Source organism: Comamonas sp., from assembly GCF_009360615.1.
Lineage (GTDB): Bacteria > Pseudomonadota > Gammaproteobacteria > Burkholderiales > Burkholderiaceae_C > Comamonas.
The window spans coordinates 90,378-108,843 of sequence record NZ_SPEY01000018.1; the positions used below are offsets into that span (position 1 = coordinate 90,378).

The 18,466-nt window shown below is 65.3% G+C and carries 15 protein-coding genes; 8 read left to right on the plus strand and 7 right to left on the minus strand.

The window, feature by feature from the left end:
- The first annotated feature begins 132 nt into the window (after positions 1 to 132).
- Positions 133 to 1,857 (plus strand): biotin carboxylase N-terminal domain-containing protein, encoded by a 1,725-nt coding sequence (locus E2583_RS05125; protein ID WP_291593773.1) that lies wholly within the window; start codon positions 133 to 135, stop codon positions 1,855 to 1,857.
- Between the two features lie 50 nt (positions 1,858 to 1,907).
- Here E2583_RS05125 and E2583_RS05130 read toward each other — a convergent pair whose 3' ends face one another.
- Positions 1,908 to 2,561, minus strand: coding sequence for a TetR/AcrR family transcriptional regulator (locus E2583_RS05130; RefSeq protein WP_291593717.1), 654 nt, complete (start codon positions 2,559 to 2,561; stop codon positions 1,908 to 1,910).
- A gap of 244 nt (positions 2,562 to 2,805) precedes the next feature.
- Between E2583_RS05130 and E2583_RS05135 the strand changes: the two genes are divergently transcribed.
- The 4 genes from E2583_RS05135 (at position 2,806) to E2583_RS05150 (ending at position 8,050) form a co-directional block, all read left to right on the plus strand.
- Positions 2,806 to 3,687 (plus strand): TauD/TfdA family dioxygenase, encoded by an 882-nt coding sequence (locus E2583_RS05135; protein WP_291593718.1) that lies wholly within the window; start codon positions 2,806 to 2,808, stop codon positions 3,685 to 3,687.
- Positions 3,669 to 4,439: a class II aldolase/adducin family protein gene (locus E2583_RS05140; protein WP_291593719.1), complete on the plus strand. Its 771-nt coding sequence runs from the start codon at positions 3,669 to 3,671 to the stop codon at positions 4,437 to 4,439. Before E2583_RS05135 ends, E2583_RS05140 begins: the two co-directional genes overlap by 19 nt.
- Positions 4,440 to 4,512: 73 nt before the next feature.
- Positions 4,513 to 5,463, plus strand: a complete 951-nt coding sequence (locus tag E2583_RS05145; protein ID WP_291593720.1) for a 2-hydroxyacid dehydrogenase — start codon at positions 4,513 to 4,515, stop codon at positions 5,461 to 5,463.
- Between the two features lie 103 nt (positions 5,464 to 5,566).
- Complete coding sequence (locus tag E2583_RS05150; protein ID WP_291593722.1) at positions 5,567 to 8,050, plus strand: heavy metal translocating P-type ATPase; 2,484 nt, start codon at positions 5,567 to 5,569, stop codon at positions 8,048 to 8,050.
- Between the two features lie 68 nt (positions 8,051 to 8,118).
- On the opposite strand, the gene E2583_RS05155 is transcribed toward E2583_RS05150, so the two are convergent.
- The 5 genes from E2583_RS05155 to E2583_RS05175 form a co-directional block, all read right to left on the minus strand.
- Complete coding sequence (locus tag E2583_RS05155) at positions 8,119 to 8,826, minus strand: riboflavin synthase (protein ID WP_003058924.1); 708 nt, start codon at positions 8,824 to 8,826, stop codon at positions 8,119 to 8,121.
- A 93-nt stretch (positions 8,827 to 8,919) separates the two neighbouring features.
- A complete protein-coding gene (locus E2583_RS05160; RefSeq protein ID WP_291593724.1) occupies positions 8,920 to 9,789 on the minus strand; it encodes a hypothetical protein in 870 nt (289 codons plus the stop codon).
- A gap of 144 nt (positions 9,790 to 9,933) precedes the next feature.
- Positions 9,934 to 10,113 (minus strand): hypothetical protein, encoded by a 180-nt coding sequence (locus E2583_RS05165; RefSeq protein ID WP_179625489.1) that lies wholly within the window; start codon positions 10,111 to 10,113, stop codon positions 9,934 to 9,936.
- Positions 10,114 to 10,307: 194 nt separating this feature from the next.
- Positions 10,308 to 11,546, minus strand: coding sequence for a PLP-dependent aminotransferase family protein (locus tag E2583_RS05170; protein WP_291593727.1), 1,239 nt, complete (start codon positions 11,544 to 11,546; stop codon positions 10,308 to 10,310).
- Positions 11,543 to 12,961 carry a VOC family protein gene (locus E2583_RS05175; RefSeq protein WP_291593729.1) on the minus strand — a complete coding sequence of 473 codons (1,419 nt, stop codon included), beginning with the start codon at positions 12,959 to 12,961 and terminating at the stop codon, positions 11,543 to 11,545. Before E2583_RS05175 ends, E2583_RS05170 begins: the two co-directional genes overlap by 4 nt.
- Before the next feature lie 171 nt (positions 12,962 to 13,132).
- Between E2583_RS05175 and E2583_RS05180 the strand changes: the two genes are divergently transcribed.
- Positions 13,133 to 14,050, plus strand: a complete 918-nt coding sequence (locus E2583_RS05180) for a LysR family transcriptional regulator (RefSeq protein ID WP_291593731.1) — start codon at positions 13,133 to 13,135, stop codon at positions 14,048 to 14,050.
- Between the two features lie 125 nt (positions 14,051 to 14,175).
- Here the strand turns inward: E2583_RS05180 and E2583_RS05185 are convergent, their stop codons facing one another.
- The gene (locus tag E2583_RS05185) at positions 14,176 to 15,087 is read right to left on the minus strand and encodes a transporter substrate-binding domain-containing protein (protein WP_291593732.1); all 912 of its coding nucleotides are present in this window, start codon (positions 15,085 to 15,087) and stop codon (positions 14,176 to 14,178) included.
- Between the two features lie 463 nt (positions 15,088 to 15,550).
- Between E2583_RS05185 and E2583_RS05190 the strand changes: the two genes are divergently transcribed.
- On the plus strand, positions 15,551 to 16,216 hold the full coding sequence (locus tag E2583_RS05190; protein ID WP_291593733.1) for a DUF2760 domain-containing protein: 666 nt from the start codon (positions 15,551 to 15,553) through the stop codon (positions 16,214 to 16,216).
- A gap of 3 nt (positions 16,217 to 16,219) precedes the next feature.
- The gene (locus tag E2583_RS05195) at positions 16,220 to 18,184 is read left to right on the plus strand and encodes an Hsp70 family protein (protein WP_291593734.1); all 1,965 of its coding nucleotides are present in this window, start codon (positions 16,220 to 16,222) and stop codon (positions 18,182 to 18,184) included.
- Positions 18,185 to 18,466: the final 282 nt, after the last annotated feature.

Consider the following 18,466-nt stretch of genomic DNA (forward strand, 5'->3'; position numbering starts at 1 on the left):
TGAAAAAAGTTCTGATTGCCAACCGTGGCGAAAACAGCTGCGCAGCAGTTGTTTCACCAGATTGCCGGGCCTGCGCAGCAGGCAGCGGCGGTCTCGCATCCCTGTCTTACGCTTCCTGAGGTGGCAACCATGATTACCAAAGTTCTGATTGCCAACCGTGGCGAGATCGCCGTGCGCATTGCACGAGCCTGTGCCGACTACGGCGTGAAATCCGTCGCCGTCTACGCCGACGCCGATATCGATGCCCTGCATGTGCGCCGCGCCGACGAGGCTTACGGCCTTGATGGCGACAAGAGCGCCGACACCTATCTGAACATCGCCAAGCTGATTGCAATCGCCAAGCGTTCGGGCGCCGATGCCGTGCATCCCGGCTATGGCTTTCTGTCCGAGAGCGAAGCCTTTGCGCAGGCCGTGCTGGATGCGGGGCTGGTCTGGATCGGCCCGCGCCCCGACACCATTGCCAAGCTGGGTGACAAGGTCGAGGCGCGCAAGATTGCGCTGCAGGTCGGTGCGCCGCTGGTGGCCGGCACGCCCGATCCCGTCCAGGATGCCGACGAAGTGCTGGCCTTTGCCCGGCAGCACGGTCTGCCCATCATCATCAAGGCTGCTTTTGGCGGCGGTGGCCGTGGCATGAAGATCGCATGGCGCATGGACGAAGTGGCCGAGCTGTATGCCTCTGCCGTGCGCGAGGCGGTGACGGCTTTTGGCCGCGGCGAATGCTTTGTGGAGCAGTTCCTCGACAAGCCGCGCCATATCGAGGCGCAGGTGATTGCCGACACGCACGGCAATGTGGTGGTGCTGGGCACGCGCGATTGCTCGCTGCAGCGTCGCAACCAGAAACTGGTGGAAGAGGCTCCTGCGCCCTTCATCACCGAGGCCCAGCGGGAGCGCATTCACAGTGCGGCGAAGGCGATCTGTGCCCAAGCCGGCTATGTCAGCGCGGGAACCGTGGAATTCCTGCTCAGCGGCAACGGCGCCATTTCCTTCCTCGAGGTCAATACCCGCCTGCAGGTCGAGCACACCGTGACCGAGGAAACCACGGGCATCGATCTGGTGATGGAGCAGCTGCGCGTGGCCGACGGCCTGCCGCTGTCGTTCACCCAGACTCCGCCGCCGCGCGCCCATTCCTTCGAGTTCCGTATCAATGCCGAAGATGTGGGGCGCGGCTTCCTGCCCACGCCGGGGCTGATCACGCGTTTTGCCCCACCTTCGGGGCCGGGTGTGCGCCTCGATTCTGGCGTCGAAACCGGCTCGGTGATCCCCGGCACGTTTGACTCCATGATGGCCAAGCTCATTGTCACGGGTGCCACGCGGGAGCAGGCCCTGGCGCGTGCGCGCCGTGCTCTGGCCGAGTTCCGCATCGAGGGCGTGGCTTCGGTGCTGCCGTTCCACAAGGCCGTGCTCGCACAGGACGACTTTGTCGGCACCCATGGCTTCAAGGTCCACACCCGCTGGATCGAGACCGAGTTTTCCGAGCCGCTGGCCGCGGCCGCTCGCGCCGAGCCTGTGGCCGACACCAGCCTGCTGCGCACGGCCATCGAGATCGACGGCCGCCGCGTGCAGCTGGGCCTGCCCGCCATGCTGCTGCAAGGACTGTCGGCGCCGGCGAGCGGTGCGACCCAGGCCGCAGCGTCGCAAAACGTGGACCCCGATGCCGTCATCTCGCCGATCGCCGGCAATCTGCATGCCTGGAAGGTGGCCGATGGCGACGAGGTCAAGGAAGGCGATGTGATCGCCGTGATGGAAGCCATGAAGATGGAAATGCAGGTTTCGGCCCACAAGAGCGGCCGCATCACACTGGCCGTGCAGCCAGGCACTGCACAGGTCTTGAGCGCCGTGATCGCGCATATCCGATAGACATAGCCAGCCCCGCACAAAGCGCGACCTCCGTGTCGCGCTTTGTTTTTCTAGCCTCGTTTCACGCAGCTCATGGCCATGGCCACCAGCGCATCGAGAAAATCGGGTGAGCGGGCCTGCTGAGGCACGTCGTGCACGGCGCTGTGAATGATCTCGCGCAGGCCCTGGCCCAGCAGATAGGCAGCCAGTGGCAGGTTTTCGGTCTGTACCTGCGAGCCATGCATCTGCAGCAGCGGCAGCCAGGTGGTGTTGATGAATTCCTCCCGGCTGGCCTGCGGTGCATGCCACAGGCCCAGATGCAAGGCCGTGCGATAGCGCGCATGGAAAGCACGGCTGAGCTGGTGCAGGCGCTGCTCGACCCGAATCATGTTCGCAAAGATCTGGCGCAATATGGCTTCGAGCGGCAGGCCCTGCAACTGCTCGCGCATCTGGAAGAGCTGCTCGGATTCCTGATTGAGCAGGCGTTCATACACTGCTGCAATCATGGACTCCTTGTTGGGAAAGTATTGGTAGATGGAGCCCACGGCAGCACCCGAAACCTCTGCAATGCGATTGACCGTGAGAGCGTCCTCGCCCTCTTTTTCGAGAAGGCGCAAACAGGCTTCGGCAATGGCATCGACCAGCGCTCTGGAGCGCGCCTGCACAGGCTGTTTGCGCGGTTGCGGCAACTGGTCCTTGGGGAGTGGGGTGGTGGGCGCGTCCATGAAATGCAAGTCCTGTCCTCGGTTTATCTGTTGGGCCTGATTTTTTCTTTTTCCATCAATGACTTGCGACGTCTTCGAGGGAGCCGGAATGCGAGTGGAAAAACGCACTCCCTCTGCCTAGACTTTGTGCAAGGCTGCTCCCCATCCTAGCGCTAAGGAGCGGCCCGACAGAGCCTGAGGCAGACGCTGTGGAGGAGACAGAAGCACTGCACTCGGGCAAGACATTGCATAGAGGAGAAAGTCCATGTCATCCCCCATCTCGGTTCGGATTCTCGGCCCGCGCATCGGTGCCGAAGTGCTGAAGCTGGACCTGGCAGACCCGTTGTCTGCGCAAACCCTGCAGGAGTTGGAAGCCGCCCTGCTCAGGCATGAGGCACTGGTGCTGCATGTGCCCGATATGACGCCCGATCAGCATCTGGCGATTGCCCGTCATTTTGGCGAGGCCGAAGTCCATACCTTCTATCCCAATCTGGGCCAGGGCTATGAGCAGATCACAGTCATAGACTCCAAGCTCGGCGACCGCGCCGATATGTGGCACCACGACGAGAGCTTTCTGCCCAGTCCGCCCATCGTCACCATGACCCATGCGCGCATCCTGCCGCCCACGGGAGGTGATACCTGCTGGATCAGCATGACCAGTGCCTACGATGCGCTGTCGCCGCAGATGAAGCAGTACCTCGATGGTCTGAGTGCCTGGCATGACATGAACAGCCCCATGACGGCAGCGCTGCAGCATGGCATCTGCACGCATGAGCGCTATGTGGAAGTGGTCGCGCAAAACCGTCGCCAGTTGCACCCCATGGTGCGCTTGCATCCGCTCACAGGGCGCAAGGCGCTCTACGTCAGTCCCACCTATGTCACGCATATAGATGGTCTGCCACAGGCCGAAAGCCGTGCCATCCTGGCCTATCTGCATGCGCACTGCATGCAGGTGGAGTTCCTGTTCAAGCACCGCTGGGCGCTGGGCGATATGGTGATCTGGGACAACCGCAGCGTGGTGCACAACGCCATCATGGACTATGCGCCGCACCAGCGTCGCATGCACCGTGCGTCGGTATTTGCACGCCAGGGCGTTGCCGCCCGGAAGCACAACGAACAGGAGGCCGCATGCGCCACGACGGACTGAACCGGGAGCTGCTGTCCAGATACGCGCCGCGTCCGGGCCGCAAGCCGCTGCTGCCGGCGCTCGGTGATCGCCAGCAGCTTGCGCTGCTGTGCCGCGTGCTCTCGCGCGAAGGCTATAACGACCATATCGCGGGCCACATCACGCTGCGCCTGGATGACGGCAGCTATCTTGCCAACCCCTGGGAACTGACCTGGAGCGAGCTGACGGCCTCGGACATCCTGCGGCTGGACGCACAAGGCCAGGTGATCGAAGGGGCGTGGAACATCACTCCGGCCATCCGGCTGCACATGGATGTGCATGAAAAGCGCCACGATGTGCGCGTGGTCATCCACAACCATCCCGAATGGAGTTCGGTCTGGTCGGCCACGGGCAAGGTGCCGCCGGTGTATGACCAGACCTCGGCCCTGGTCGATACCGACCCCGTGGTCTATGACGAATACCGGGGCACGGTGGAGCAGCGCGAGCTGGGCAATGCCGTGGCCAGCGCATTGGGCCAGAGCAAATGGGCGCTGCTGGCCAATCATGGTGCGCTGGTGGTGGGCGAGAGCATTCGACAGGCGCATCTGCGGGCCATCACGCTGGAGTGGCGCTGCCGCCTGGCCTGGCGGGTGCAGGCGCTCGGTGGCGGCACCCCCTTGAGCGATGCCGTGATCCAGGCGACCGGAGCGCGTACCGACCTCAACGGCTTTCCCTTCCTCTGGGAGGCCATGTGTCGCGAGGAAATCCGCCGCGATCCTGGCGTGCTGGAGTAGGCCCGCTTTTGCTTTCCGCCCGCTGCTTGCTGGCGGGAAGCGAAGACTGCATCGATCAACCGGAAGCCCTCCCATGTCCATCCAAGAATCACCGAACCCGCAGCGTCCCCGGCTGCTGCTTCACACGGCGCTGGCGCCAGCCATGCGCGAGAGACTGCAGCTGCAGTTCGAGCTGCTTGAGGCGGCCGGGGTCGGCAGCGCCTGGCGCAGCGAGCTGTGCGGTCAGGTGCGAGCCATGCTGTGCAATGCCCAGTCCATCGTCAGCCGCGAACAGATGCGGCAGTGGCCGGCGCTGGAGCTGATCGTCGTCGTCGGCGTGGGCCGGGACGGCATCGATCTTGAGGCTGCTGCAGAACTGGGCATCAAGGTGAGCAGGGCACCCGATGTCTGTGCCGAAGACGTCGCCGACCACACGCTGGCCCTGCTGCTGGCTGCCACGCGGCAGATCGTGCAGGCCCATGAGTTTGTGCGGCAGGGGCGCTGGCCGCAGGGGCGGTATCCGCCCACGCTGCGCTTTTCGGGGCGGCGCATGGGCATCGTCGGCCTGGGGCGCATCGGCCGTGCCGTGGCCAGGCGCTCGCAGGCCTTTGATATGTCGATTGCCTATACGGGGCGCGCTCCCAAGAACGATGTGCCGTACCGCTGGTGTGACAGTGTGCTGGAGCTGGCCGCAGATGTGGATTTTCTCGTGGTCTGCGCCAGCGGCGGTCCTGCAACCCGGGGGCTGATCGATGCCTGCGTGCTGCAGGCCCTGGGGCCGCAGGGTGTGCTGGTGAACGTGGGGCGCGGCTCCATCGTCGATGAAGCGGCATTGCAGCAGGCTCTGCAGGAACGCACGATTGCGGCGGCGGCACTCGACGTGTTCGCGCACGAGCCGCAAGTGTCCGAGGTCTTGACCGGCCTGCCCAACACGGTGCTGACGCCGCACATGGCCAGTTCCACCCTGCAAGGCCTGCAGGACCTGTTTGCGCAGGCCGAGGCGCACCTGCTGGCGCATTTCGGCCTGGCGCCGCACACCGTCTGAAGCCGCGCATGCCTGCACCGGTTCTGCAGGGGTTCTTGCCGGCCGCTTGACCTTTACATGATGTCAATGTCTACAGTGATCTCCAACGTGAATGGAGAACGCGATGAATGCACTGACCCCAAGCGCAGCCTTTGAGCTGTCCGTGGAAGGAATGACCTGCGCTTCCTGCGTGGGCCGGGTGGAGCGGGCGCTCAGGAAAGTGCCCGGTGTGCAGGAGGCCGTGGTCAATCTGGCCACGGAAAAAGCCAGTCTCACCGTGGCCGATCCGGCGCAGGCTGCGGCCATCCTGCCGCAGGCTGTGGCGGCGATCGAAAAGGCGGGCTACGCGGTGCCCTCGCAAAGCGTGGATCTGCAGGTCGGCGGCATGACCTGTGCATCCTGCGTGGGGCGTGTGGAGCGCGCGCTCAGGAAAGTGCCCGGAGTGCAGGATGCAGTGGTGAATCTTGCGACCGAACGTGCGAGCGTGCAGCTGCAGGGCGGCGTGACGGTGGGCGCTCTGATCGCGGCGATTGAAAAGGCCGGCTATGAAGCGCAGCCCGTGGCGCACAGCGCCGGCGCGGCCGGCGAGGACGCCACAGCCGAGCGCCAGGCGCAGGAGCGCGAATCACTCAAGCGTTCCCTGATCTTTGCGACCGTGTTCGCCCTGCCCGTGTTTCTGCTGGAGATGGGCGGTCACATGGTGCCTGCGTTTCACCACTGGATTGCGGGCAGCATCGGCACGCAGAACAGCTGGTACCTCCAGTGCGCGCTGACAGCCGTGGTGCTGTTCGGGCCGGGACGGCGCTTCTTCGAGAAAGGCGTGCCCGCGCTGCTGCGCGCTGCGCCCGATATGAATTCTCTGGTCGCGGTGGGCACCTCGGCGGCATTCGCCTATTCGGTGGTCGCAACCTTTGTGCCGCAGTGGCTGCCTGCAGGCACCGTGAATGTGTACTTCGAGGCTGCGGCCGTCATCGTGGCGCTGATCCTGCTGGGCCGCTTTCTGGAGGCGCGTGCCAAGGGCAATACCTCGGAGGCCATTCGCCGTCTGGTGCAGCTGCAGGCCAAGACCGCGCGCGTGCGCAAGGGTGGCCAGGTCCAGGAAGTCGATATCGCCCAGGTGCGTGCCGGCGATCTGATCGAAGTGCGGCCGGGCGAGCGCATTCCGGTCGATGGCGAGGTCGTCGAAGGCCGCAGCTTTGTCGATGAATCCATGATCAGCGGCGAGCCCGTGCCGGTCGAGAAGGCCGAGGGTGCCGAAGTGGTGGGCGGCACGGTCAATCAGAACGGGGCGCTGGCTTTCAGGGCCACCAAGGTGGGCGCCGATACGCTGCTGGCACAGATCATCCGCATGGTGGAGCAGGCCCAGGGCAGCAAGCTGCCGATTCAGGCGCTGGTGGACAAGATCACCATGTGGTTTGTGCCGGCCGTCATGGCCGCGGCCCTGCTGACTTTCGTGATCTGGCTGGTCTGGGGTCCCGATCCTGCGCTGAGCTTTGCCCTGGTCAATGCCGTGGCCGTGCTCATCATTGCCTGCCCCTGTGCCATGGGGCTGGCCACGCCGACTTCCATCATGGTGGGAACCGGGCGTGCCGCGCAAATGGGAGTGTTGCTGCGCAAGGGCGAGGCACTGCAGCAGCTCAAGGATGCCAGGGTGGTGGCGGTGGACAAGACCGGCACGCTGACCCGTGGCCGTCCCGAGCTGACCGATCTGGTGCTGGCCGACGGGTTTGAGCGCGGCGCCGTGCTGGCGCAGGTGGCTGCCGTGGAGGATCGCAGCGAGCACCCGATTGCGCGTGCCATTGTCGATGCGGCCAAAGCCGAAGGGCTGGAGATTCCGGCCATCAGCGATTTCGCCTCGGTGACCGGTTTCGGCGTGCGTGCCGTGGTGCTGGGCGACCAAGTGGAGATCGGTGCCGACCGCTTCATGCGCGAGCTCGGCCTGAGCGTTGACGGTTTTGCGGCCGAGGCCGAGCGCCTGGGCAGCGAAGGCAAGACGCCGCTGTATGCCGCCATCGGCGGACGGGTGGCGGCCATGATTGCCGTGGCCGATCCGATCAAGCCCACCAGCAAGCCCGCGATCGATGCCCTGCACGCACTGGGCCTGACGGTGGCCATGATCACCGGCGACAACCGCCACACGGCCGAGGCGATCGCCAGGCAGCTGGGCATTGACGAGGTGGTGGCCGAGGTGCTGCCCGGCGGCAAGGTCGAGAGCGTGAAGCGTCTCAAGGCCGAGCATGGCACGCTGGCCTATGTGGGCGACGGCATCAACGACGCACCGGCCCTGGCCGAGGCCGATGTGGGCATTGCCATCGGCACGGGCACCGATATCGCCATCGAGGCGGCCGATGTGGTGCTGATGTCTGGGGATCTCTCGGGCGTGCCGAATGCGATCGCGCTGTCCAAGGCCACCATGAAGAACATTGGCGAGAACCTGTTCTGGGCCTTTGCCTACAACGTGGCGCTGATACCGGTGGCGGCAGGTCTGCTCTATCCGTTCAACGGCATGCTGCTGTCGCCCGTGTTTGCCGCTGGGGCCATGGCGCTGTCCAGCGTATTCGTGCTCTCCAACGCACTGCGGCTCAAGCGCTTCAAACCCGCTCTCTGACAAGAGGGCCGGCAGCAACGGATGGACAGGCGCCGGAAGATGTTCCGGCGCTTATCCCTTGGCCAGGGCTATTGTCTGGGCAGTTGTGGCACGTCCACGAAGTCGTCAAGGCTCAGTCCTTTTTCCTGCAGCAGGGCTTCGAGCACGGGCTTGAGCCGGCCCAGGCTGGCTTCCACGGTTTCGCGCACGGTATCGACCACCACCTGGGTGCTGCGCTCGATCTCGATATTGACCAGATCGCCGACCTTCTTGTCGCCGAACACCGTCATGCGCAGGGTTTCGGGAATCAGCCAGACCTCGAACCAGCCCTCCTTGCGGTTCACCTCCGCCACCGTCAGGCTGGCGCCGTTGACGGCGATATAGCCCTTGGCAAACACATAGGGGCGAAAGGCCTCGGGAATGCCGAAGCGGATCTTGTGATTGGTCTCGGTCTGCATCACCTCCAGCAGCGGCGCCATGAAGTCCACATGGCCCGACAGCGGGTGGCCGCCAATCTCGGCACCGTCCTTGGCGGCGCGCTCCACATTGAGCGTGTCGCCGGCCTTGCAGCTGCCCAGCGTGGTGATGTTCAGGCTTTGCAGCATCACATCAAAGCTGGCGCTGGTGGGCGAGAGGTTTTCGGTCACCGTCAGGCAGACGCCGTCATGCGAGACGCTGGCGCCAATGGCCAGATCCTGGCAGAAGCCTTCGGGAAACTCCATGATGAAGGTGCGCAAGCCGTCCTGGTCGCGCAGCGCGGCAATCTTTGCCACGGCCTGAATGATGCCGGTAAACACGGGGCAGACTCTCTTATCAACAGGCGGGCGCCGGGCGCTGGCCTTGGGTCAAAACGGCTATTTTGCCTGTTTGCCCGGTAACCCGGCCAGCGTCTAGGCGAAGGCCGGCCGGCCTTCCCAGAAGCCGCTGATCAGTGCCTCGGGCTTTTTGAGCGCACGCACCCAGGCGCAGTCGGGCCAGGCCTGCATCTGTACATTCATGCCGGCAAACACGCCATAGCCCGGGCCGGCCGCGATCTCGCCATCGGCCTGCAGGGTCTCACCGCTGCGGATGCTGCAGGCCGCGCGGATATCGCCCTGAGCCTTGATGCCCCAGCCGGCCTGAATATGGTTGCCGCACAGAATGCCGTCGTTGCCGGCAATGCCGTGGCCTACATCGAGCAGGCCCTGTACCTCGATGGCGCCGCCTGCTTTCAGGCCCTTGCCGCAGTGCATATCGCCTTGCACCTGGACTTCCTGGCCGATATGGGCATTGCCTTTGAGCTTTACATGGCTGCCGCTGCGTAGCTCCCAGCCGCAGCGCAGGTCTTCGGCGCGTACCTCGCCTTGCACCTCCACGCTCCAGGCCGCCTTGATGCTGCCGCCGGCCTGCAGCAGTTCACCGGCAAAGATGGCACCGCCGCATTGAATCTCTTCGCCTGCTTCGAGCTTGCCCGCGCGTATGCCGCCGCCTGCCTGCAGGCTGCGGCCTACCAGCAGCTGGCCGGTGACGCGCACATCGCCGTGCACGATCAGCGTGCCGGCATAGACGAAGTGGTCGGCCTCCAGATGCTCGAGCTCCAGCACGCTGTTGGTGGAGCCGAAGTTCTCCAGCAGCCAGCGTGCATCTTCCACACGGCCTGCGGCCACCTGGGTGTCCATGGCAGCCTGGTAGTCCCCGCCGGCCAGGTTGTTGCGCACAAACCAGCGGTAACCCATGGCACAGGGATTTTTGCCGCGCAAGAAATTTTGAGTGAGTTCCATGTCCATGGCTGACCTCCGGATCGTCCTTTGAGCAAGATGCGGTGCGCGTGGCAGTACAGGGCCGCGAAGGCGTGGACGTACCTCTCCCATGCACCAGGGAAATGCTGTTCTGGAAGGCCGTGCGGAGGATGTGAGCTGTGTGCTTCAAGCCTTCCGCACGGCGGCGGAAAGCATGGCCGTGACACCGCTCAGGCTCACGAATGCGGTGGGAATGCCATGGCGGCGGGTGTGCAGCGCACGCAGCACGCAGGCACGCGCGGGCAGCTCTGCAGCAAGGGCAGAGCGGCGCAGGCGGGCAGCGGTGGACAGGTGCAGGCAGGCCATGGTGTGGGGCATGAAGGAAGCGGCAATTATGCCGCGCGCCCCGGGCGGGTGCTGATGACCCCCTGCTTGTCCGTTATTTCATGGCACTGTGCATGGCCGGGCACCGCGCAAGGGCCGCCCCGCAGCGTCGGTGCCGTGCCCCTCCGGCGAAGCCGGAGAGGGGGAAGACGCGAAGCAGCACAGGGGGCTCTATCTCAGCGGCTTTGCGCTGCGGCCTGGCACAGACGCTCCACGGCCTGCGCGATCTGCGGCACTTCGGGCGCGGCAAACGACATGCGCAGCGTGTGCAGGTCGGGGGCGTCCGGATAGAAGGCCTTGCCTGGCACATAAATTACGCCCTGGGCCACGGCGGCTTCGAAGAGCTTTTGCGGATCGATCTGGCGGTCCAGCTCGGCCCAGACGAACATGCCGCCTGCGGGGCGCGAGCAGCGTATGCCGCTGTCCGGTGACGCGTTCAAGCCCTGGACCAGGGCCTGCATGCGTCGCTGGTATTCCTGGCGCGCGCGCTGCACGGTGGCCGGGTAGCGCCCGCTGACCAGATAGCAGGCGGCGACCGACTGCGTCAGCGGCGAGGTGCACAGGTCGGCTGTCTGCTTGGCCACCGTGCAGCGGCGCAGCAGCGGTGCGTCGGCCAGCATCCAGCCCACGCGCAGCGCGGGCGCAACGGTCTTGGACAGGCTGGACAGATAGATGACGGGGTTGGAGCCGGGCTCGGTCAGGCGCTCGCCCGCGGCGCGCACGGTGCCAGGCATGGCCTGGGTGACGTCGCCTGGCTCGTCGAAGCGCAGCTCGCCATAGGGGTCGTCCTCGACCACCCAGAAGCCGTGCTGCCTGGCCAGTTGCACCAGAGCCTCGCGGCGTTCGGCCGCCAGCAGCGTGCCGCGCGGGTTGGAGAAGTTCGGCACGGTATAGAGCAGCTTGGGGCGCTGGTCGGCGGGCAGTGCGGCCAGCAGATCGGCCAGGGCTTCTGTCTGCAGGCCTTGCTCGTCCATGGGAATGGGCAGGATGCGGGCCTGCGCCAGACGCAGGGCCTGCAGCGTGGCCGGATAGGCGGGCACCTCGACCAGCACCGTGTCGCCGGGCTCGACGAGTACGCGCACCAGCAGGTCAAAGGCCTGCTGCGATCCGGTGGTCACGAGGATGTCGGCGGCCGTCGCCTGCATGCCGCGCTCGCGCGCCTGCTGCGCCAGGGCCTCACGCAGTTCGCTCAGGCCTTCGGTGGCGCCATATTGCAGCGCGCCCGGACCCTGTGTCATGGCCTGTGCGGCGGCCTGGGCCAGGCCCTCGGCATCGAAGAGGCTGGGCGATGGATAGCCGCCGGCCAGCGAGATCATGCCGGGGCGAGAAAGATAGGGAAACAGCTCGCGTATCGGCGATCCCGCAGGCTCGGCAAACACGGCGGCAAAGGGTGCCAGTGCGCTGTCCTGACTCATGCCGCAGCTCCCGACAGCAGCCCGAGAACCTGGGCCCTGGATTGTTGCTCGCTGGCCTCGTACAAGGCGATTTCGTCATGCACGCGTGCGCCCAGTGCGCTCTCGAAGACCTGCTGCGCGGCATGGGCCTGGTATTGCTTTTGCTCCTCGCCGCCGAGGTTGGACTGGAAGATGCCGGCCGCGCTCACGGGCAGGAAATCCTCATAGGTGATCGGCTCGGCCTGCACCAGTCCCTTGCCGATCAGCGCTTCCAGATCTGCCTCGGCAGCGTCCTGGGGCAACTGAGCCTGAGCATGTTCGGTCAGGCTGTAGCGGTAGAAGGCCAGACCCTGGCGGCGAAGTTCCTCGTGGGTGTCGGGAAACTGCGTGAAGACCTGTTGCAGGCGGTGTGCATAGTCGGGCGCGGCGCTGCCCGCGCTGTCTATGCCGCGCACCAGACCCAGCAGCTCGTCGTACAGAGCGCGGCCCTTGCGTGTCAGCGCGACGCCGCGCTGCTCGATCTCGCCAAAGCGGGCGGTATGGGCGCCGGCATTGTCCGCGTTGGCGTCGGCATCGGTAAAGCGCACGGCCTCCTTGAGCGCCTTGAAGCTGGTCTGGCGCAGCAGGATCGGGCAGGCGCGCTGCGGCGGGCCTTCGACCACGTCCTTGGCATCCATGCCGCGCGCGGGCATATCGGCCTGGGCCAGGTCGATGTCCAGCGTGCGCGGCGTCAGATGGTTGATGTGGGGTCCCTTGAAGCACACCACATCGGCCACCAGGCGGTGGGCTTTCTGCAGGGCGTTGTAGGTCGCGGCATCCACGGTGGCGTCGCTGTGCCAGCGGAAGGTCTCCAGGGCCTGCTGCACAAAGGCGTCGGCATCGCCGCTGTCCAGGCCGCCGTCACGCTCGGCCTGGGCGATGAGCTCCAGTGCGCGCGGCGTGAAGATGCGGCGGCGCTGGAGGATCTCGGCGGCCTGCGCGCGCAGCGCCTCATCGGCGATCAGCTCCAGACGCAGCAGCGAGGTGAAGACGCGAAACGGGTTGGCCAGCAGCGCCTCGTCGTGCACGGGGCGAAAGGCCGTGGAGTGCACGGGAACGCCGGCCACCGAGAGGTCGTAATAGCCCACGGGCTCCATGCCCATCACGGCAAACAGGCGGCGCAGCGTGGCCAGTTCCTCGGCCGTGCCCACGCGGATGGCGCCATGGCGCTCCACATCCAGGCGCTCAAGCTCGCCGCTTTTGCTCATGCGCTGGCGCAGATCCGGGTCGGCCTGCAGCGCCAGTGCGTTGACATCGGCCACCAGGTCGATCAGCGTTCCGTACTGCGGCACTTCCTTGCGGTACATCTCGGACATGGCACGCGAGAAGCGCGTGCGGATCTCGTTGGAGGAGACAAATCGGGCAGCTGTGGAAGAGGCGTGGGGCGTGGCACTCATGACGAAACAGAAGAGTCTTGGGTTCGTGGGATGGTCACGCCGCTGGCGTGGCCGCAGGAATATGCAGGATGTTGTGCGTCGTCATGACTTTGGTCAAACGATAATCCTGCCTCCAGGTCATACCTAAACGGAATGAACCTGCTAGCAGCCCCACACTCACCGGTTCCCTCCATGCAGCTATCCCGTCGCTTTCTGCCCCCCATGTCCCTGCTTTGCGCGTTCGAGGCCTCGGCGCGGCACCAGAGCTTTACCGCGGCGGCCGCCGAGCTGCATCTCACGCAAAGTGCCGTCAGCCGACAGATCCGCGCGCTGGAGGAGCGCCTGGGCACCGAGCTGTTCGTGCGCGAGCGCCAGACCGTTCGCCTGAGCGCTGCGGGTCAGGTCTACGCGCAGGAGATTCGCGCCGCCCTGGCGCGCATCTCCAATGCCACGCTGGGCTTTCGCACCAATCCCCAAGGCGGCAGCCTGAACCTGGCCATCCTGCCGACCTTCGGCACGCGCTGGCTGGCGCCGCGGCTGCCGCAGTTCTTCAGTGCCCATCCAGGCATCACCATCAATCTGACCACGCGGCTGTCGCAGTTCGATTTCCAGCTCGAAGCCGTGGATGCCGCCATTCATTTCGGGCTGCCGAACTGGCCGGGCGCGGAGCTGGAGTTTCTGATGAGCGAGACCGTGGTGCCGGCCTGCAGCCCCGAGGTGGCGGCCCGCCATGGTTTTGCCCGGCCCCAGGACCTGCTGCGTGCGCCGCTGCTGCATCTGGCGTCGCGTCCCGACGCCTGGCAGCGCTGGTTCGGCAGCCAGGGCTGCCAGGGCGGTGATATGCAGGGCATGCTGTTCGATCAGTTCGCCACGGCAGCGCAGGCGGCGATTGCCGGCGTGGGCGTGGCGCTGCTGCCCAAGTTTCTGATCCTGCGCGAGCTGCAGGCCGGCGATCTGGTCCAGGCCCTGCCGCAGCTGCCCGAGGTGCAAAGCGCCGAACGCTACTACCTGGCCTGGCCGACCAGCCGCTCGGCCTATCCGCCGCTGCAGGCCTTCCAGGGCTGGCTCAAGCAGGTCGCGCAGGAGTTCGCTTCCTCTGCACCGCTGTAATAAAAAAGGAGCTGCCAGCGCAGCTCCTTCAAGGAATTCAGGCATGAAAATGTCTGAAGTGCTTTATCAGTATACGCAGTCAGCTATCAATAAAGCATGACTCCAGGCGCAGGCCGGTGGTTGCTTCAGCTGTTGTAGGCTTCCAGCGGCTTGTCGTTGGGCGCTTGCAGCAGCTGCTTGAGCGTCTCGCTCATGGGCAGGTTCAGCGGCATCTCCTTGGGCGGAATGGGCTGCATAAACCATTTGTCGTAGATCTTTGCCACTTCGCCGGACTTCATCATGCGCACCAGGGCATCGTCCACGGCCTTCTTGAAGCCGGGATCGTCCTTGCGCATCAGCAGCGCGATGGGCTCCGAACCCAGCGCCTCGCCCACGATCTTGTAGCCCTTGGGGTCCTTGGAGTTGGCGATCACGCCGGCCAGCAGGTTGTCGTCGAGCACGAAGGCGTCTGCGCGGCCGGACTCCAGCATCAGAAAGCTCTCGAAATGGTCCTTGCCCAGCTGGGTCGGCAGCTTCACATTGTTCTCATGGCTGTACTTGCGCAGCAGCTGCACGGCGGTGGTGCCGGCCGAGGCTGCCACGGTCTTGCCGTCGAGTTGCTTGAACGAGGTCACGGGCGAGTCCGCGCGCACGGCCATGCGCACCTGGCTGACATAGGTGGTGACGGCAAAGGCGACCTGCTTCTGGCGGCTGAGATTGTTGGTCGTGGGGCCGCAGCCCAGATCCACCGTGCCGTTCTGTACCAGAGGCATGGTGTTCTGTGCAGTGATGGCCATGTACTCGATCTTGGCGCTGGGCGCGATCTGGGCAAGAACCTTCTCGCACAGCTCCACGTGGTAGCCGGTGAAGCGGTGGTTGGCGCCGATGGCGTAGGCCATGGGGGCCGAGCTTTCGCGCACGCCGATGACCACCTTGCCGGTTTTCTGCAGCTTCTCCAGGGTGCCGCCGGAGGCGGTCTGGGCCTGGGCGCCGAAGGCGGTCATGGCGGCTACAAGGGCGGTACATGCCAGCGTTATGTTCGCGGTCATCGGGCGCATGGGGAAGTCTCCTCGGAAAGTGGGCGTATCGAAAACGCAATGCAGTTGTTGTTCGGGCGTTCATGGTGCCGCGCATTGCCTGCAACCCATGAACCGGCAGGACCCGTTGCCTGAGCAGCCTGTCTGTCAAGATCCTGCATCAACTATCCGGCAAATAGCGGCGGCTTCATAACGATGAAACGGAAGAAGGTCATGCCTGTGGCGTATGACCCGACAGCATGGGGCCGATGCGGCTGCATTTGCGGCAAAGCCATAGCGGGAAGGCCGACAGGGCTTTTTGGGTAATATCTGCGCCTGTTGCACAGGCCCGCGCGCATGGTTTGCGGCGCATACCGCCTTGCCTCGCCAGGGCCGGCCGTGCCGCTGCCGCCTGGTCCGGCTCCGTTTTCGGTTCGCGCAGCGCCGCCCACAAGGGCGCCACACAATGACTGTGCGTGCGTGAACCCGTTTTGAGACAGACTCCATGACTGCCAATACTCCCCCCTCATTCCTGAGCCGCATCGCCATCGCGATCGGCAGCTTCTTTGCCATTCTCGGTAACGGTCGCCTTGCCGCCGACGTGAGCCGCCTGCGCGCCGGTGAGGCCTTTGCCGCCGACGTCGCGCCCAGGGAAGTGCGCGTGGAAGTGCCGGTCGAGAAGATCGTCGAAGTCCGCGTCGAAGTGCCGGTCGAGAAAATCGTGGAGAAGACCGTCGAGAAACGCGTCGAGGTCCCGGTCGAGAAAACCGTCGAGGTGGAGAAACTGGTCGCCACCGACAGCGCCGCCCTGCAACTGCTGGGCCTGATGCAGCGCGAGGCCCGCTTTGTGGACTTCATCCAGGAGGATGTCTCCCCCTACACCGATGCCGAAATCGGCGCTGCCGCGCGCGTGGTGCACGAAGGCTGTCGAAAGGTGCTGCGCGAGCATTTCACGCTCTCCCCCGTGCGCAGCGAAGCCGAAGGTTCGCGCATCACATTGCTGGCCGGCTTTGACGCCGCTGCCGTGCGCCTGACAGGCAATGTGGTCGGTCATGCACCGTTCACCGGCACGCTGTCCCACCGTGGCTGGCTGGTGACGCAGGTCAAGCTGCCTCAGCTCATCGACAGCCAGGCCGCCAAGGTCATCGCCCAGGCCGAAGTGGAGCTGTAAACCATGAACATGTTTGCCTCCATCGCCGCATCCGGTGCGGCCCCCCAGGCCGCGCCCGTGGCTGCTGGCGCTCAGCCGCAAGGCGCTGCTGCACAGGTCGATGTTCCATCTGCCGGCGCTCGGTTCAGCATCGGCATCGATCTGGGCACCACGCACTGCGCGCTGTCCTATGTGAACAAGACCGCCAGCGATGGCGAGAAGGTGGTGCAGGGCGTGCTGGACATCCCCCAGCTCACGGCTCCCGGCAGTGTCGAGGCCAGGCCCCTGCTGCCGTCCTTTCTCTATCTGCCGCACCAGAGCGAGCTGACCGAGGCCGAGCGCAGCTTGCCCGGTGCGCCAGTCGATTTCATCACCGGCGAATTCGCCCGCAGCCGTGGCGCGGCCACGCCCATCCGTCTGGTGAGCAGCGCCAAGAGCTGGCTCTGCCACCCCGGCGTCGATCGCCGCGCCGGCATTCTGCCCGCCGATGCCCCGGAGGAAGTCAGCCGCATCTCGCCGCTGACCGCTTCCACCCGCTATCTCGAACATCTGCGCCGCGCCTGGGAGCAGGCCCATCCCGAGGCCCCGTTCGAGCAGCAGGACATTACCGTCACCATCCCGGCATCGTTCGACCCCGCCGCACGCGAGCTGACGGCCGAGGCCTGCAAGGCCGCAGGCTTTGCCAGACTAACGCTGCTCGAAGAGCCCCAGGCCGCGCTGTACAGCTGGATCCAGGCCAGCGGCGGCCAATGGCGCAAGCAGGTCAGGCATGGCGACATCATCCTCGTCGTGGACGTGGGCGGCGGCACCACCGACCTGTCGCTGATCGCGGTGCTGGAGCGCGAAGGCAATCTGGAGCTGCAGCGCATTGCCGTGGGCGAACACATTCTGCTGGGTGGCGACAACATGGACCTGGCCCTGGCCTATGGTGTGGCACGCAAGCTGGCGACCGAGGGCAAGCAACTGGATGCCTGGCAAACCCGCGCGCTGGCCCATGGCTGCCGCGCTGCCAAGGAGCAATTGCTGGCCGACGCAAGCCTGCAGGCCGTGCCCGTGGTCGTGCCCAGCCGGGGCAGCAAGCTCATCGGCGGAAGCATCCGCACCGAAGTCACCAGGGACGAAGTACTGGCCATGCTGGTCGAAGGTTTTTTCCCCAAGGTGGCCGTCAGCGACAAGCCCAAGACCCGTGCGCGCGGCGCACTCACGCAACTGGGCCTGCCCTATGCGCAGGATGCCGCGGTCACGCGCCATCTGGCAGCCTTTCTGAGCCGTCAGGTTCATGCGCTGGCCGAGATCGAGGGCCTGAACGGCGATCAGATCGACGGCTCCACCTTTCTGCATCCCACGGCCATTCTGTTCAACGGTGGCGTGCTCAAGGCGCCGCAGATCGAGCAGCGCATTCTGGAAGTCATCAACGGCTGGCTGGACGACGAGGCCTGTGAGCCTGCGCGTCTGCTGGACGGTGCCAACCTCGATCTGGCCGTGGCGCGCGGTGCGGCCTATTACGGCCATATCGCCACCAGCGGCCGCGGCGTGCGCATTCGCGGCGGCACGGCCCAGTCCTACTACGTGGGCGTGGAGAGCAATATGCCCGCCATCCCCGGCATGGAGCCGCCCCTGTCCGCCCTGTGCCTGGCACCGTTCGGCATGGAAGAGGGCACGGAAGTCGCGCTGCCTGACGAAGAGTTCGGCCTGGTCGTGGGCGAGCCCGTGCGTCTGCGCTTCTTCGGCTCGTCCGTGCGCCGCACCGATCAGGTCGGCGCCATGCTGGACTTCTGGTCGCCCGAAGAGCTGGTGGAGCTGCAGGAGATCGAGCTGAATCTGCCCGCCGCCGGCCGTGCGGCCGGCGAGGTGGTGCCCGTGACCCTGGAGGCGCGCGTGACCGATATCGGCACCCTGGAACTCAATGCCGTGCCCGTGGGCGGAAGCGAGCGCTGGAAGGTGGAATTCGATGTGCGCGCGGAGACCGCTGCGGAGGTTGCCGAGTAAGGCCGTTGAGTCACTTGACTGCGAAAGCCCGCCGGCCGATGGGTTGGCGGGCTTTTTCTGTTCTGGGCACGGCTTGCGCAGAGCAGGTTCAGGCAAGACGACTGCTTCTGCAGGCAGGCCCTTTTTTGCATTCTTGTTTGCGTAAGTCTCAGCGGAGTTTGCGGTTGCATGTCTGCCCTTGCCCAAGACATGTCGCCCCAACAAGCCAGCGGCAGAAGCAATCTGAAACAGGATCTTCAGCCCAAATCAGCCTCTGGCCCAATCACAGAAAGCACGATCAGC